Origin of the sequence: Streptomyces sp. NBC_01803 (assembly GCF_035917415.1) — a bacterium.
Lineage (GTDB): Bacteria > Actinomycetota > Actinomycetes > Streptomycetales > Streptomycetaceae > Streptomyces.
Genome location: NZ_CP109073.1, coordinates 2267501 through 2283778 on the forward strand (window position 1 = coordinate 2267501; position 16278 = coordinate 2283778).

Sequence of the window (16278 nt, forward strand, 5' to 3'; positions counted from 1 at the left end):
TGGGCGCCACACTCGGTGGCAGGAGTGCCTCCACGTCCCCCGGGTCACCCGGCGGCTCAGTGGCAGCTCGGAGAACATTACGCGCTCGTGACGGCAGCGTCAAGTCACGCCGCGACCGGGGCCTCGTCCTCGCGGTCGGCCGCCGCCATGTCGCCGGTCTCGCCGGCCGCCACGGCGCGGCGGCCCAGCACGAAGACGTAGGTCAGGAAGGCCAGCTCGGCCACCACGCCGATGGTGATGCGGGCCCAGGTGGGCAGGCCGGAGGGGGTCACGAACCCCTCGATCACTCCCGAGATCAGCAGCACCACGAGCAGTCCGATGGCCATGCCGATCGCCGCGCGGCCCTCCTGGGCGAGGGCGGCGAGGCGCGGGCGCGGGCCCGGGTCGATCACCGTCCAGCCCAGGCGGAGACCGACGCCACCGGCGACGAAGACGGCGGTCAGCTCCAGCAGGCCGTGCGGGAGGATCAGGCCGAGGAAGACGTCGAGCCGGTCCGCCGACGCCATGAGTCCGACGCCGGTGGCCACGTTCACCGCGTTCTGCAGGAGGACCCACAGCACGGGCAGGCCGAGCAGAGCGCCGAACGCGAGGGACATACCCGCGACTTGCAGGTTGTTCGTCCAGACCTGGGCCGAGAAGGCCGCCGCCGGACTGCTGGAGTAGTACGACTCGTAGGCTCCGCCGGGGCGGGTCATCTCCCGCAGGTCCTCGGGGGCGGCCATCGTCGCGCGCACCTCGGGGTTCTCCGCGATCCACCAGCCCAGGGCCGCCACCACGGCGGTGAACACCAGGGCCGTGGGCACCCACCAGTGCCGCGTGCGGTAACAGGCGGCGGGGAACCCGGCGGTGAAGAAGCTCACGGCGTCGCGCCAGGTCGCCCTGCGGGTGCCGACCACGACGCTGCGGGCGCGCGCGACGAGGGTGGTCAGGCGGCCGGTGAGGACCGGGTCGGGAGCCGAGGCGCGCATCAGCGACAGATGGGTCGCCGTGCGCTGGTAGAGCTCGACCAGCTCCTCCGTCTCGGCACCGGTGAGCCGGCGGGAGCGGCGCAGCAGTGACTCCAGCCTGTCCCACTCCGCCCGGTGCGCGGCGACGAAGACGTCGAGATCCATAGTTCAGAGCTTGTCAGACGGCAGTGACAGACTGTCCGGCGGAGAGTGGATCTGGTGGGAGCGCGGATGAGTCAGGTGGTGACGGGCGACGCGGTCGTCCTCGGGTTGCAGCCCGCTCGTCTGCCGAGCCGGATCATGGCCGTCGCCCTCGATCTGACGGTCTTCGTCGGCGGTTATCTGCTGCTGTCCGTCGTTCTGCTGAGCACGGTGCTGCCGCTCGGTTCGGCCGCCGCCGCGGCCGTGCAGGTGGCGCTGCTGATCCTGGTCCTGGTGGGCGGGCCGGTGGCGGTGGAGACGCTGAGCCGGGGCCGTTCGCTGGGCAAGCTGGTCTTCGGGCTGCGGGTGGTGCGGCGCGACGGCGGGCCCATCCGGTTCCGGCACGCGCTGGTGCGCGGGGTGGTCGGGTTCGTCGAGACGGTGATCAGCGCGGGGGCCGCGCCGGTCATCACCTCGCTGGTCTCGGCGGAGGGACGCCGGCTGGGGGACATCTTCGCGGGCACGCTGGTGGTGCGGGAGCGGATCCCGGGCAGTGGGCGGACGGCCGCGCCGATGCCGCCGCCTCCGCCCGCGCTGGCCGGTGAGTTCGCCGGGCTGGATCTGTCCCGGGTGCCGGACGGGCTGTGGCTCGCGGTGCGGCAGTACCTGGCGCGGATGGAGCAGTTGGACGAGCGGGTCGCGTGGTCGATGGCGGTGCGGCTGGCCGGTGACGTGGTGGAGCGGGTGGGCGCCCCGGCGCCGGCCGGGACGCATCCGGCCGCGTATCTGAGTGGGGTGCTCGCGGAGCGGCAGCGGCGGGAGGCGGAGCGCGCGTTCGGCTCGCCGCCTGCCCCGTCGGCGGCGCCCGGCGCGCCGCTCACTCCCCCCATACCGGCTGTTCAGCCGGAGCCCCGACAGGAGTCGCGCCCCCAGCGGGAGGCGCGGCAGGAGCCCGGGCCGGAGCGGACCACCGGGTTCACTCCGCCGTCCTGAAGTCCGTGGGCGGGGTGTCCAGGTCCTCCAGCTCGACGCCGGGCGCGGCCAGCACGACGTCGCCCGCGAGGTGGACGGCGTGGCGCTCCCCGGTCTCCATGTCGTCGACGTGGTAGGCGTCCACGGTCAGCGTGCCGTTCCCGTCCTCGGGGGTGTGGACCTCGCTGCCGGTCAGCGTCCAGGTCTCGTCGCGCACCCGCGCGGCCAGCGTGAGCGGGGCGAAAGCGAGCAGCCGGACGCGGACGCCCTGTCCGGGGGTGTCGGTGAGCCGGAGCAGGCGGGCGGTGGCGACGAGGAACGCCGGGGACGCGCCGGTGAAGGCGCGGGCGGGCGCGTTGTCCTCCTCGGCCCGCTCTCCGGTCTCCTCGGCCATCCGGACCCAGGTCACGCCGTTGAGCGCGGCGCCGCGCACCCGCCAGCCGCCGGCGCGCAGTTCGAGCCGGATCGGGCGGCCGAGCCGGTCCAGGGTCAGATCGACGGACCCGGCGGGCGATCCGGCCGGGCCGAAGGTCTGGGACACGTAACGCCAGCCGCTCGGGCCGGGGGCGCAGTGGAAGCGCTCCTCACCGAGCGGGGTCCCGTCGTGCGGGTCGTGGAGGCTGTATCGGCCGCGGGGCATGGCGGGGATCGAAGCGGGGCGTGGGGTGCCCGGCCGCAGTGCGGTGCGGCGCGGTCGGGCACCCTCGGCCCTCGCGTCGGTCAGTACCGGTAGTGCTCGGACTTGTACGGACCCTCGACCGGGACGCCGATGTACGCGGCCTGCTCCGGGCGGAGCTCGGTCAGCCTGGCGCCGAGCGCGTCCAGGTGCAGGCGGGCGACCTTCTCGTCCAGGTGCTTGGGGATCGTGTAGACGCCCGTCGGGTACTCGTTGGTCTTCGAGAACAGCTCGATCTGCGCGATCGTCTGGTTCGCGAAGCTGTTGGACATGACGAACGAGGGGTGGCCCGTGGCGTTGCCCAGGTTCAGCAGGCGCCCCTCGGACAGGACGATGATGTTGTGGCCGTCCGGGAAGGTCCAGGTGTGGACCTGGGGCTTGATCTCGTCCCTGACGACACCGGGCAGCTTGGTGAGACCGGCGATGTCGATCTCGTTGTCGAAGTGGCCGATGTTGCCGACGATCGCCTGGTGCTTCATCCGGGCCATGTCGGCGGCCAGGATGATGTCCTTGTTGCCGGTGCAGGTGATGAAGATGTCGGCGGTCTCGACGACGTCTTCGAGCCGGGCCACCTGGTAGCCGTCCATCGCCGCCTGGAGCGCGCAGATGGGGTCGATCTCGGTGATGATCACTCGCGCGCCCTGGCCGCGCAGCGACTCGGCGCAGCCCTTGCCGACGTCGCCGTAGCCGCAGACGACCGCGACCTTGCCACCGATCAGGACGTCCGTGGCGCGGTTGATGCCGTCGATGAGCGAGTGGCGGCAGCCGTACTTGTTGTCGAACTTCGACTTGGTGACCGAGTCGTTCACGTTGATGGCCGGGAAGAGGAGCGTCCCCTCGCGGAACATCTCGTACAGGCGGTGGACGCCGGTGGTGGTCTCCTCCGTCACGCCCCGGATCTCGGAGGCGAGCTGCGTCCACTTCTGGGGCGACTCGGCCAGCGTGCGGGTGAGGAGGCCGAGAATGACGGCGTGCTCCTCGTTCTCGGCGGTGGCCACGTCCGGCACGCGGCCGGCCTTCTCGTACTCAACGCCCTTGTGGACCAGGAGCGTCGCGTCACCGCCGTCGTCCAGGATCATGTTCGGGCCACCGGTCGGGCTGTCCGGCCAGACCAGGGCCTGCTCGGTGCACCACCAGTACTCTTCGAGCGTCTCGCCCTTCCAGGCGAAGACGGGGATGCCCACGGCGGCGATCGCGGCGGCGGCGTGGTCCTGGGTGGAGAAGATGTTGCAGGACGCCCACCGGACCTGGGCACCGAGAGCGACCAGCGTCTCGATCAGCACGGCCGTCTGGACGGTCATGTGCAGTGAACCGGTGACGCGGGCGCCGGCCAGCGGCTGCGACGCGGCGTACTCCTCGCGGATCGCCATCAGGCCGGGCATCTCGTGCTCGGCGAGGATGATCTCCTTGCGGCCGAACTCGGCCAGCGACAGATCGGCGACCTTGAAGTCCTGAGCGGCGGTTGCGCTCGTTGTCATGACGGCTGCTCCTTACAGATCAGCTATGGCGGACACGATGCGACAGCGGGCGCGCCCTCGACCAGCGGCGCGTCCGGAGCTTCGCAGTCCGTCGGAGGGCCTTCTTTCCCCTCGGCCGGGCGGCCCGCGGGCCGCCCGACTGCCATCAGCAGCGACGTCGACTTCGACGCCGAATCTACACCGGGTGCCCGGGGGCCGCTCAAGACGGCCGGTGGATCCCGGCCATCTCACCCCCCGGGCCACCGGGCCGGTGGGGTTACAGGGCGACAGTCGCGCGGAAAAGCGTGCCGGGGCCTTCCGCCGAGACGCGCTCGCCCGCTCGCGCGTAGGCCGACTCGCCGCGTTCCAGAGTCAGTTCGGCGTCACTCTCGGTGCCGCCCCCGGTCGGGCGCAGGGTGACGCGGCCGTCCACGCAGAGCAGGATCTGCGCGGTGCGGTCGGGCAGCGGGCGGGGGGCGGAGCCGGCGGGCAGGACGTGGCGGGAGAGCCGGAACTCGTCGATCGGCGTCGCGTACACCTCCTCGCCCGTGGCGTCGCCGGGCGCGGCGGCGGGGCGCAGGACGCCCGGGCCGCCGGCCTCGAAGCGGACCACGCGCAACAGCTCGGGCACGTCCACGTGTTTGGGGGTGAGGCCGCAGCGCAGCACGTTGTCGGAGTTGGCCATGATCTCGACACCCAGGCCGCGCAGGTAGGCGTGCGGAACGCCCGCGCCGAGGAAGAGCGCCTCGCCCGGTTCGAGCCGGACGCGGTTGAGCAGCGTCGCCGCGATCACGCCCGGGTCGCCCGGGAAGTGCCGGGCCAGCTCGGCGTACACGGCGTACGCGCCGCCCAGCCGGGCCGCCGCCTCGGCGGCCTCGGCGACGGTCTCGGCCATCGCCTCGGGGTCCGCGGTCAGCACGGCGGTGAGGACCTCGCGCAGCGCGCCGCCCTCGGGGTGGGCGCGCAGCGCGTCCGCGTACGGTTTCAGCGCGCCGACGCCGAGCTCTTCCAGCAGGTCGGCGGCCTCGGCCGCCGGGCGGAAGCCGCACAGCCCGTCGAAGGGGGTGAGGGCGCAGATCAGCTCGGGCTTGTGGTTGGCGTCCTTGTAGTTGCGGTCCGGCGCGTCCACCGGCAGGCCCCGCTCCTCCTCGGCGGCGTAGCCGGCGCGTGCCTGGGGGCGGTCGGGGTGCACCTGGAGGGAGAGCGGGCTCTCGGCGGCCAGCAGCTTGAGGAGGAACGGCAGCCGTGGCCCGAACTCCCGGACGGCGGCCTCGCCGAGCTCGCCCTCGGGGTCGGCGGCGATGACGTCGGTGAGGGGGACGTGCCCGGCACCGCGGTCGACGCGCGAGGGCGCGGCGGGGTGCGCTCCCATCCACAGCTCGGCCTGTGGTTCCCCGGTGGGCTCGGCGCCGAGCAGCTCGGGGAGGGCGGTGGCCGAACCCCAGGCATAGGTCCGGAGGGTGTTGTGGAGGCGGTTCATGCGCGCGGGTGCTTTCTGCGGATGCGGTGACTGCGGTGACTGCGGTGACTGCGGTGACTGCGGTGACTGCGGTGACTGCGGTGACTGCGGTGACTGCGGTGACTGCGGTGACTGTCAAGAGACGGGTATGGCGGAGGTCTAGAGGCGGGCTCCGGTGGCGAGCGCCAGGTAGACGGCGGTGAAGTCGAGCTGCGCGATGAACTCGCCCGCGATCTCCAGGGGGGCGCTGCCCTCCACCGTCGGCAGCTCGCTGAACGCGACGCCCAACTCGAAGGCCAGATCGCGGGCGGCGCCGACCGCGCTCGCGGTGCCGTCGTCGGCGCCGGGGAACCGGTCGCGCAGCAGGAGCACCCGCGCGTTCAGCGGCGACGGCTCCTCCACCCGGTCGCGGAAGAAGTCGTCCGGGTCGGCACCGGGTCCGAGGGTGCCGTGGAGCAGCGCGCCGTGGGCGGTCAGGGCCTCGGGGAGCGCGGCGGTGAGCGCGGGGCAGCCGGGGAGCGCGTGGAGCGTGGCCACGGCGTGCCGGGCGGCGGCGCGCGCTATCGGGCCCTCGGCCCACAGCAGCGGCAGCGTCGCGCCGAACTCGGCGGCCAGCGTCTTGGCGGTGCTCTCGTGCGTCCGCACCGAGGGGCCGCAGCGCTCGGCCACAGCGTCCAGCCGGTCCGCGAGGCCCTGGATCGCGGCGGGGCCGGCGTCGAACAGGCCCAGCCGGTCGCCGAGCAGCAGCAGCGGGGTGAGCAGCGCCCAGGCCGGACCGGGCGCGGCCGGGTGGCCGGTGGTCTCCTGACGGGGCGCCGGGCTGAACGGGAGGCTGAGGTTCCGCCGCTGCGCGGTCACGTCGGCCAGCGGCGAGCCGCCGGGGGCGACCGTGACGACCGAGCAACCGCGCCGATGGGCCGCCTCCAGCAGGAGCATGAGGCCGGGCTCGGTGCCCTCGGCGGAGGTGATGAGCAGCAGGTCGAGCGGGCCGGCCCAGCGGGGCAGCGGCCAGGTCAGCGCGCCCGGCGCGGCCAGCGCTCCGGTGGGTCGCAGGCGGGTGACGCGCGCGCCGTCCCCGGCGAGGGCGCCCAGGAGCCCGGCCACGAGCGGCACCTCGGGTCCGGCGCCGGCGACGAGCAGGGTACCGGGGCGGCCCTCGGGCGAGATCCGGGCGAGCCCGGACTCCTCCGCGCTCCGGGCCGCGGTGCGGACGTGGGCGCCGCCGGCGGCGACGGCGCGGAGCAGGCCGTGCGGGTCCGCGCGGAGCAGCTCGTCCGGGGTGTCGAGCATCGATTCGTCGATCATGCGCGGTCCGTTCGCCGAGAGGGGCCTCAGCCGGTCCGGCGGGCCTCGTCCACCAGGAGGACGGGAACACCGTCCCGCACCGGATACGCCAGCCCGCAGCTCTCGCCGGTGCACACCAGCTCCTGGCCGTCCTCGCGCAGGGGGGCGTGACACGCCGGGCAGGCGAGAATGTCCAGCAGAGCGGCTTCGACGAGCGGCATGGCGTCCCTCCGCGGGTGAGTGGCTTCCGCCGATCACCCTACCCGGAGGGACGCCGGGGCGGCATCGCGAGCCGGACGGCGCTCGGTCGCCGCTCAGGAGCGGACGATGCCGAGCACCTCGTCGCGGATCTTGTCGACGGTGGTGGCGTCGCGGGCCTCGATGTTCAGGCGCAGCAGCGGCTCGGTGTTGGACGGCCTGATGTTGAACCACCAGTCGGCGGCGGTGACCGTGAGGCCGTCCAGCTCGTCGAGGGTGACGCCGGGCCGGTCGGCGAACGCGGCCTTGACCGCCGCCGCGCGCCCGGTCTGGTCCTCGACCCGGCTGTTGATCTCGCCGGAGGCCGCGTACCGGTCGTAGGCGGCGACGAGCCCGGAGAGCGGGCCTTCCTGCTCGCCGAGGGCCGCGAGGACGTGCAGGGCCGCGAGCATGCCGGTGTCCGCGTTCCAGAAATCGCGGAAGTAGTAGTGCGCGGAGTGCTCGCCGCCGAAGATGGCGCCGGTGCGGGCCATCTCGGCCTTGATGAACGAGTGGCCGACGCGGGTGCGGACGGGGGTGCCGCCGTTCTCCTTGACCACCTCGGGGACGGACCAGGAGGTGATCAGGTTGTGGATCACGGCCGAGCCGGGCGCCTTGGCCAGCTCGCGGGCGGCGACCAGGGCGGTGATGGCGGAGGGCGGGACGGGCTCGCCGCGTTCGTCCACGACGAAGCAGCGGTCGGCGTCGCCGTCGAAGGCGAGGCCGAGGTCGGCGCCGGTGGCCTTCACGCGGGCCTGGAGGTCCACGATGTTCGCGGGGTCGAGCGGGTTGGCCTCGTGGTTGGGGAAGGTGCCGTCCAGCTCGAAGTACATGGGGTCGAGCTCCAGGGGCAGCCCCTCGAACACGGTCGGGACGGTGTGCCCGCCCATGCCGTTGCCCGCGTCGACCACGACCTTCAGCGGGCGGATGGCGGTGAGGTCCACCAGGCCGCGCAGGTGGGCCGCGTAGTCCTTGAGGACATCGCGCTGGGCCAGCCCGCCGGGCGAAGCGGCCGGGACCGGGGGGCCCTCCGCCAGCCAGCCCTCGACGAGGGCGCGGATCTCGGCGAGGCCGCTGTCCTGGCCGATGGGCTTGGCGCCCGCGCGGCACATCTTGATCCCGTTGTACTGCGCGGGGTTGTGGCTCGCGGTGAACATCGCGCCCGGCAGGTCCAGGGCGCCGCTGGCGTAGTACAGCTGGTCGGTGGAGCACAGGCCGATCTCGGTGACGTCCGCCCCGCGCGCCGCGGCGCCCCGGCCGAAGGCGCCGGCCAGGCCGGGGGAGGACGGGCGCATGTCATGGCCGATGACGACGGCGGACGCTCCGGTGATCTCCGCGAACGCGGCACCGAGGAGCTCGGCCAGCCGCTCGTCCCACTGGTCGGGGACCACTCCGCGTACGTCGTATGCCTTCACAATCTGTGACAGATCCGGCACAGCTAACCCCTTGTCTGGGAGTCGATTGATGGGGGCGGGTGCTGTCGGGTGCGCGCGCTCCTCAATGTACCGGGCAGCTTTATCGCTCCGGCGAGCGGAGGACCCTCAGGTGCCCGCGGCGGGCGACCTCCATGGGGTCGGCGCCCTCGGGCGGGCCCTCGGCTCTCGCCGTCCGGCCGACGGGGGTGCGGGCGGCCTCGCGGACCGCGTCGGCGAGCGCCTCCAGGTCGTCCGCGCTGGTCCGCACCAGGCCGGGATCGACGGCCAGCCGGACGACCTCCCAGCCCCGGGGGGCGGTCAGCCGCTCCGCATGCTGGGCGCACAGGTCGTAGCAGTGCGGCTCGGCGTAGGTGGCGAGCGGGCCGAGCACGGCCGTGGAGTCCGCGTAGACATAGGTGAGCGTCGCCACGGCGGGGCGGGCGCACGCGGTGCGCGAACAGCGACGTACGGGGCTCACGATGTTGGACCGTACCGCACTCCAAAGCGGGCCGCGACGACTCACCCCGGCCTCGCGCCACCGTGTCGTGGGGCCGTGGTGGCGCGTGACGACGGTGTTCTCACCCCGGGGCCGGAAGTCCTCTAAGGTCAGAGGCGATGGACAAATCCAGCAGCGTCCCCCCGGTTCCGTCCGGCCCGGCCGACCGTCATCGGCACCGGGATCGGCACGGCCGCGGCATGCGCGGACCCGTGGCGCCACCGCAGGTGCCGCTGGCTGTCAGCCGGGCGGACACCTTCGACTCCCTGGTGCACGACTCGGCGGAACGGCTGCGGCGCCGGCTGCCCCAGCTCGCCGGAGTGGACTTCGGCGTGCAGGAGGTGCCCTGGCTGCCGCGTGCGGGAAACGGCTCGGGCCCCGCGGACGTGGACGGCGTGCCGCTGGGCGGCGTGATCCGGGCCAGGGGTGGCCAGCCCGACCGCATCGTGGTCTACCGACGCCCGGTGGAGCTGCGCGCCCGGGACCGGGACGAGCGCGCGCAACTCGTGCACGAGGTGGTCGTGGAGCAGGCCGCGGAGCTGCTCGGGCTCAGCCCGGAGTCCGTGGACCCGAAGTACGGCCAGGACTGACGGCCGAAGGCCGGGGGCGGCTCCCCGTCCTCAGTCCGTCAGGATCGACAGGTCCTGACGGGTGTCCGGGATGGCGACGGTCGAACGGTCGTCGGGGAGCGTCTGGACGGTGAACGTCGTCGCGCCGTCCGACTCGGCGGTGAGAGTCCGTGAGGCGTACAGCGAGCCGCCGCCCGTGTGCCGGACCGTCACCGCGAACTGGCCCTCGGTGGAGTCGGGGAGCTCCGGGGCCAGGACCAGCGTGGTGCCCGCCTCCACCGTGTGGGTCTCGGTGACGGGCTCCCCGCCCTCGGCGCCCGCCGAGTACGTGACCTCGACCTCGGCCGCCTCGTCGGGGGCCACCAGGGACAGCTCGGTGCCCGAGGCGGTGTTGCCGGAGACACTGGCGCGCCGCTCGACGGGCGCGGTGGCCGGGATGAACGCCATCTCCTGCTCCTCGCCGTCGCCCATGGTGACGCGCAGCGCGGCGGCGACCGTGCCGGTGCCCGAGCCGGAGGCCGGGGTGAGGACCAGGGAGCCGGGCTCGCCCTGGGTGAGGTCCTCCAGGTCCACGGCGGTGAGCGTCCCGGCGTGGACGGACACCGTCTCGTAGCCGGCCGGGGTGATCGTGCCGCCGGGTCCGGCCAGGCCGACGTCGAGCGCGAGGTCCTCCTCGCCCGGCGCGAAGACGACCAGCCGCACGGACTCGGCGTCGGCCGGGATGCCGGGCAGGACCACGCGGCCGGAGGGGGCCCCGGCGGGCGGCAGCCAGTCCGCGCCGAGCCGCTCGTCGACGGCCTCGACCAGGGCGCCGATCCGGCCGGTGCGGGCGGTGACATGTACGGCGAGGTTCGTCTGCGGCTCGCTGTTCAGCGTGGAGAGCCGGATCGGGACGGAGGAGCCGGCGGGCACGGTGATGCCCTGTCCGGCGTCTGACTCCAGCCTGCCCTCGGGACCGTAGAGGTCGATGTCGACCACCGTGGCGGCTCCGTCGGGGTTGGTGATGTGGACGTAGTCGTGCCGGGTCTCGGCGGTGCTGGCCCCGGCGAACCAGAACTCGGTGTCGGGCGTCTGGCAGGAGGTGCCCAGCAGGCCACGGCCCGGACCGGACGGAACGCTCGTGGTCTGCTGCACGGTCCAGCCCGGGGCGAGCCGCTGTTCGGCGGTCCCGGTCAGGGCGGGGGTGTCGGCGTCGCGGACGCGGGCCGCGACGGGCAGGCCCGGCTCCTGGAGCGGTACCACCGGCTCGGCGTCCCCGGCCTCTCCGTTGTCCAGGCCCTCCGCGTTCTCCTCCGCGTTCTCCTCCGCGTCCCCGGACTCGTCCGCCTCCGTGCCCGGCGTGTGTTCGGGCGCGGGCAGCAGGGCGGCGCTGTCGCCGGTCTCCTCGCCGTCACCGTCCTCGGGGTACGGGGCGTCGTCGGCCGGGGTGTACGCGGTGTACCAGGTCGTGGCCGACTCGGCGGCGGTGGGCCGGGGGCAGGTGAGCGCGGCGCGCTCGACCGGACGCGGGCTCTCGTACTCCAGGGTCTCCCGCCCGGTGCCGTCGTCGGGGCGGAGCGTGGCGAAGCCCGTGACGGCGACGAGCGCGGCGAGGGCGGCGAGCAGGGAGATGGTGGCGCGGTTCACGACTGGTTGCTCCCGTCGCCGTAGTCGGCCGGGTAGTCGTACGGCGCGACATAACTCTGGTCGTACCCCTGGTCGTCCCAGCCGCCGTAGGGCTGCTGCTGCGGGATGGGCTGACCGTCCGGATAGTAGGTGCCGGGGTCCTGGTAGGGGCCCGGGTAGCCGGGGTAGGGCTCTTGGCCCTGGGGCACGGGCTCCGGCCCGGCCTCGGGCCGCTGGTCCGGCGCGTACGGCGGCGGGTGCGCGCCCGGCGGCTCGTCGGGCGGCGCGGGGGCGGCGGCCACCGCGGCGGCGGCGGCCTCCCGGCGGGCCCGGCGGCCTTGCGGCGCGGGGCCGGCGGGCGGCTCCTCGGGCAGGTCGTCGTCGAGCTCGCGGCGGCGGCCCGGCAGCGCGAGCACGCCCAGCACGAGCAGGGAGAGGCCCTGGAACCACACCCACCCGGTGTGCCCGGCCGAGGTCTCGTACACGACGTCCAACCGGCCGCCGCCCGCGGGCAGTTCGAATCCCTGGGCCCAGCCGTCGACGGTGACGGGCGACAGCGGCTCGCCGTTCAGGGACGCCTGCCAGCCGGCGGACGCGGCGTCGGCCAGGCGCAGCGTGCGGCCGGCCGGTCCCTCGGGCACGTCCGTGTGGACCTCGACCGCGCCGGCCGGCACGGAGACGGGCTCGGCGCCGGCGCCCTCCTCGGCGGGCCTGATCATGACCCGGGCGACCTCGCGGTCCACCCGCCACAGGGCGCTGCCGTCCTCCTGGCTGAGCCGCTGGAGGCCGGGCGTGGTGTCGAGCACCCGGTGCAGCTCGTGCGGCGAGCCGTCCTGGACCAGCACATACCGCACCGCGTAGCCGGCGAGGACGGCGGTCTGGTCGGCGCCGGAACCGGCCACCAGATCGCCGACGGCCTCGCTCAGCGAGGAGTCCTCGCCGATCAGCCGGGCCAGGTCGGCGTCGCCGAGCCGGGCGCCGGAGCCGCGCACAAGGGTGTAGGTGACGCGGTCGGCCGGGCCTTCCGTGCTCTCGCCCTCGCCCGCGAGGACCAGGGTGCGGGCCTGGTCCTGGGTGGAGCTCTCCTCGGCGACGAACGCGGGGACCTGCTCGGGGTCGCCGCGCTCCAGCGGACCGGCCGCGCCGCCGAGGATCCAGCCGGCGGCGACCAGCAGCGGACCGGCCGCGGCGGCGCCCGCGACGGCGACGGCGACGGGCTGGCGCCAGCCGAAGCTCTGCGCGGCCACCCGGTACCGGGCGCCGTCGGCGCCGAGCACGGCGGCGCTCAGCAGCGCGATCCCGTAGACGAGGGTGGCCGGCCCGGCCCAGCCGTCGCCGTCGGACCAGACGGCGAACACCAGGGCGACCAGGGCGGCGGCCCAGGCGGTGATGATGGCCAGCCGCCGCTCCTGCCGGAGCAGCGCGCCGAGGGCGGCCAGGAGCAGGCCGCCGAGCAGCCAGGTGCCGGGGGTGCCGGGGCCGCCGGGGTTGATGTTGAGGAGCTGGAAAGGGCTCGCCTGGGCCGTTTCGAAGCGGAGCCCGACCTCGTGCAGGAAGTCCGAGGGGCTCAGCAGGACCGACCAGGACCAGGGGCCCAGCAGGACGAGCGGGGTGACCAGCAGCGCGCCGAGCCGGGCGGCCTTGGCCTGCCGGACACCGGGCTCGGAGGCGAGCGGCAGCGCGACGGCGCAGACGGCGAGCGCCACGGCCATGGGCCAGATGACGGGCGTGAACGCGGTGCCCGCGGTGAGCAGCAGCGCGCAGGCCCAGACCGCGCGCCAGGAACCGCGGCCCTCGGCGGTGGTGAGCCCGGCCGCGGTGACGGCGGTGCGGGCGAGCGGGGGCAGCAGCACGGCCAGCACCGCGGTGCCGATCCGGCCCCCGGCGAGCGCCCCGGTGACGGCGGGCAGGAAGGCATAGGCGATGCTCGCCCAGGCGCGCAGCAGCCGGGACATCAGCAGCGGACGCGACGAGAAGTAGGCGCTGGCGCCGGCCAGCGGCACGCAGGCGACCAGCAGCAGCGTCATGGCCGGTCCGGTGCCACCCAGCAGCGCGGAGCCGAGCAGGGCGAGGAAGGCGAGGTAGGGCGGCGCGGATTCGGTGCCGCCCGTGCCGACGGGCTGCCAGGTGCCCAGATACCGGTCCCACAGCGCGCCCGCGTCGCCGGGGGCGGGCAGCAGGGCGCCGCCGGTGAGGACGCCGCCGCTGATGAGATCGCGGCAGGCCAGCAGCGAGGCCAGGAGGAGGGCGAGGACGAGCATCGGCCCCGGGCGGCGGGCCAGGCGGCGGACGCGGGCGAACTGCTCGATGTCGAGCGAGTCGGTGTCCTCGTCGGTCGGTCCCGACTCGACGGCGCCGCCGTGCCGGCCGCGGGACGCCGTGGCGGGCTCGGAGCGGCGGGCGAGGCCGCCCGCGGCCTGCTCGATGGTGGCCCGGACGGTGGCGAGGGGGGGCGGGAAAAGGGGACGCAGCTCCTTGGGGTCGGTGCCCGGGTCGGCGATCCGCTTCCGGCGGCGCCGGGCGGCGATGACGAGGCCGGGCCGCAGCAGGGTGCCCAGCAGCCCGGCGGTCTCGTCGAGGGCGCGGCCAGGCAGCTTGCCGACGAGATAGGCCAGCACGCGCAGCAGGGTGCCGAGGACGAGGCGGATGAGGATCCAGGGCAGCACGCGGGTGCGGGCGTTGACGAGCAGGGTGTAGGCCGCGGCGGCCTTGTCGATGCGGTGCGGGCTGCCGCCGAGCCGGCCGGCGCAGTCGATGGAGCGGCGCTCGCGGGAGGACGCCTCGGCGTGCCGCAGGACGGCGGTCGGGGCGACGAGGACCCGGTGGCCGGCGGTCTGGGCGCGCCAGCACAGGTCGACGTCGTCACGCATCAGGGGGAGTCTGCGGTCGAAGCCGCCGAGCCGCTCGAAGATGTCGCGCCGGATCAGCATGCCGGCGGTGGAGACGGACAGGACGGGCCGGACTTGGTCGTGCTGGCCCTGGTCCTGCTCGCGACGGTCGAGTCCGGTCCAGCGGCGACCGCTGCTGGCGATGGAGACGCCCACTTCGAGGAGCTGTCTGCGGTCGTACCAGCCGCGCTGCTTGGCGCCGACGATGACGGCCGAGGGGCTGGCGTCGGCCTGCCGCAACAGCTCGGCGAGCGCGGCGGGTTCGGGGGCGGCGTCGTCGTGGAGGAGCCACAGCCAGTGGACGGGCTCGCCGAAGGGCAACTCGGGCAGGTCGTAGGTGCTGGTGTCCCAGGTGCGGGTCACCGGGTCCCAGGCGCTGGGGCGCTTGAGGTAGGGGAGGTCGTCCGGAGTGAGCACGGGCGCGGTGCGGGCGGCCTCGGCGACGGCCGTCCCGAAGCCGGTGCGGCGGGCCAGGTGCAGCACACGGTCGGGACCGAACGCCTCGGTGAGCAGCGTGGCGGAGGAATCGGCGCTCCCGGTGTCGGCGGCGATGACGTCCTGCACCGGGCGGTCCTGTCCGAGGAGCCCGGTCAGGACATCGGGGAGCCAGCGTTCGCCGTCGTGCGAGACGAGCACGGCGGTGACGACGTGCTTGGGGAATTCGGGATGGGCGGCCTGGTGCGACGCCGCCTGCTGGCTGTGCACGGACATCGAGGTGCTGGCCCCGGTTCGCTGGACGGTGTGGACGCTGCCGCGCTGCGCCGGCGGCGGAACGTCTTGGACGAGCCACACACTAGCGGCTGGGACTGTCAGGGCCCTCCGGCCCGAAGCCGGATCGGTCAGCCGGGGTCAGACGGCGGCCTTCTTCAGACGGCGACGTTCACGTTCGGACAATCCGCCCCAGATTCCGAAACGTTCGTCGTTGGCGAGGGCATATTCAAGACATTCGGAGCGGACCTCGCAGGCAAGGCATACCTTCTTGGCCTCGCGTGTGGAGCCGCCCTTCTCCGGGAAGAACGACTCCGGATCGGTCTGGGCGCACAGCGCGCGCTCCTGCCAGCCGAGCTCTTCTTCCGCCTGGTCGACCAGCAGTTGTTGGAACAGCTCGGTCATATGCGCGCCCCTCGTCGTCTTTGCTTCCCCGTGATGCCGTCGTTATCGATACCGCTCGAACGACATGAGTGAAATTACAAGTGGGGCGCTCTGCGGCAGTCAAGCCACGATCTGCTATTCACCCGATGATTCACCCTGTGGCACCACAGCCATACAGAAAGTGTTCAAATCGCCACAAACCATGGCCGCTCGCGCGACTCCGGGTCGCACAATCCGGTCGTTCTCCTCCCACTTCGCGACCCGTGCGTAAGTGAGAGACGAACCAGGCACCGCGTGCGTTGCGGGCCGCGCGTGACAGCGATGAGGATCACAGCCGGATCACGGATCGGCAACGGCGCCCGCGAGCACGGATGACGCGGCTTCTGTCCGTGTAGCGCGATGCATAAACCTTTCCCCGACCGGCAGACCGGAAGGGATGAAACAATGCCCCGGACAGCGCGCGAGGTTGACAACCGTGCGCCCCTGCCGCTCCCCTAGGGCTTCCATCCGCGACCGATCGATGGCGACACCTCACCCCATGGACAACGACAACGAAATCGCCGGCGACCCGCTGGCGATCCCGCATCTGCTCCCGCCCGCTCCCGAGCACCCCTCCACCGTCGCGCAGTTCGCCGCCCTGGCGACCGCGCTCGCGGGTGATCGCGAGTGTTGGGCGCCCCTGGTGCGGTACGACGCGGTCAGCCGCTGGTACCACCGGCTGCGCACCGGTCCCGGGTATGAGGTGTGGCTGCTGAGCTGGGTGCCGGGACAGGGCAGCGGGCGGCACGACCACGGCGACTCCAACGGTCTGTACACGGTGCTCGCGGGCGCGTTGACCGAGCACGCCGCCGGTCGCGGCAGCCGGGTGCTGACCCCCGGCTCGTTGCGGATCTTCGCCCCCGGCTATGTCCACGAGGTGGTCAACGCCTCCCTGGATCCCGCCGTCAGCCTGCACGTCTACTTCCCGGGCCTCACCGAGATGCGCATGTACGCCCGCTCGCATGCCGAACCCGCGCCGCGCGATGTCCTCACCTGCTGAC

At 73.9% G+C, this 16278-nt stretch carries 14 protein-coding genes; 3 read left to right on the plus strand and 11 right to left on the minus strand.

Going from position 1 to position 16278, the window contains the following annotated elements:
• Positions 1-104: 104 nt before the first annotated feature.
• Positions 105-1112 carry a stage II sporulation protein M gene (locus OIE51_RS09745; RefSeq protein ID WP_326596976.1) on the minus strand — a complete coding sequence of 336 codons (1008 nt, stop codon included), beginning with the start codon at positions 1110-1112 and terminating at the stop codon, positions 105-107.
• A 66-nt stretch (positions 1113-1178) separates the two neighbouring features.
• Between OIE51_RS09745 and OIE51_RS09750 the strand changes: the two genes are divergently transcribed.
• Positions 1179-2081: an RDD family protein gene (locus OIE51_RS09750; RefSeq protein ID WP_326596978.1), complete on the plus strand. Its 903-nt coding sequence runs from the start codon at positions 1179-1181 to the stop codon at positions 2079-2081.
• Here the strand turns inward: OIE51_RS09750 and OIE51_RS09755 are convergent.
• From OIE51_RS09755 to OIE51_RS09785, 7 genes are all read right to left on the minus strand, one after another.
• Entirely contained in the window at positions 2065-2700 is a 636-nt protein-coding gene (locus OIE51_RS09755; RefSeq protein ID WP_326596979.1) for a hypothetical protein, read from the minus strand. The genes OIE51_RS09750 and OIE51_RS09755 overlap by 17 nt on opposite strands.
• Before the next feature lie 80 nt (positions 2701-2780).
• Positions 2781-4214, minus strand: coding sequence for an adenosylhomocysteinase (ahcY, locus tag OIE51_RS09760; RefSeq protein WP_326596981.1), 1434 nt, complete (start codon positions 4212-4214; stop codon positions 2781-2783).
• 256 nt (positions 4215-4470) lie between these two features.
• On the minus strand, positions 4471-5673 hold the full coding sequence (manA, locus tag OIE51_RS09765) for a mannose-6-phosphate isomerase, class I (RefSeq protein WP_326596983.1): 1203 nt from the start codon (positions 5671-5673) through the stop codon (positions 4471-4473).
• Positions 5674-5811: 138 nt separating this feature from the next.
• Entirely contained in the window at positions 5812-6957 is a 1146-nt protein-coding gene (locus OIE51_RS09770; protein ID WP_326596985.1) for an SIS domain-containing protein, read from the minus strand.
• 26 nt (positions 6958-6983) lie between these two features.
• Entirely contained in the window at positions 6984-7157 is a 174-nt protein-coding gene (locus tag OIE51_RS09775) for a Trm112 family protein (RefSeq protein WP_326596987.1), read from the minus strand.
• 93 nt (positions 7158-7250) lie between these two features.
• A complete protein-coding gene (locus OIE51_RS09780; protein WP_326596988.1) occupies positions 7251-8609 on the minus strand; it encodes a phosphomannomutase/phosphoglucomutase in 1359 nt (452 codons plus the stop codon).
• Positions 8610-8688: 79 nt separating this feature from the next.
• A complete protein-coding gene (locus OIE51_RS09785; protein ID WP_326596990.1) occupies positions 8689-9111 on the minus strand; it encodes a DUF3499 domain-containing protein in 423 nt (140 codons plus the stop codon).
• 92 nt (positions 9112-9203) lie between these two features.
• On the opposite strand from OIE51_RS09785, the gene OIE51_RS09790 reads away from it, so the two are divergent.
• A complete protein-coding gene (locus OIE51_RS09790; protein ID WP_326596992.1) occupies positions 9204-9674 on the plus strand; it encodes a metallopeptidase family protein in 471 nt (156 codons plus the stop codon).
• Positions 9675-9704: 30 nt separating this feature from the next.
• Here OIE51_RS09790 and OIE51_RS09795 read toward each other — a convergent pair whose 3' ends face one another.
• The 3 genes from OIE51_RS09795 to OIE51_RS09805 all read right to left on the minus strand — a co-directional run bounded on the left by OIE51_RS09795 (position 9705) and on the right by OIE51_RS09805 (position 15259).
• Positions 9705-11279 (minus strand): DUF5719 family protein, encoded by a 1575-nt coding sequence (locus OIE51_RS09795; protein ID WP_326596993.1) that lies wholly within the window; start codon positions 11277-11279, stop codon positions 9705-9707.
• On the minus strand, positions 11276-14857 hold the full coding sequence (locus OIE51_RS09800) for a glycosyltransferase (protein WP_326596994.1): 3582 nt from the start codon (positions 14855-14857) through the stop codon (positions 11276-11278). The genes OIE51_RS09795 and OIE51_RS09800 overlap by 4 nt, the downstream gene beginning before the upstream one ends.
• A gap of 138 nt (positions 14858-14995) precedes the next feature.
• A complete protein-coding gene (locus OIE51_RS09805) occupies positions 14996-15259 on the minus strand; it encodes a WhiB family transcriptional regulator (RefSeq protein WP_077061059.1) in 264 nt (87 codons plus the stop codon).
• A gap of 517 nt (positions 15260-15776) precedes the next feature.
• On the opposite strand from OIE51_RS09805, the gene OIE51_RS09810 reads away from it, so the two are divergent.
• On the plus strand, positions 15777-16277 hold the full coding sequence (locus OIE51_RS09810) for a cysteine dioxygenase (RefSeq protein ID WP_326596998.1): 501 nt from the start codon (positions 15777-15779) through the stop codon (positions 16275-16277).
• Position 16278: the final 1 nt, after the last annotated feature.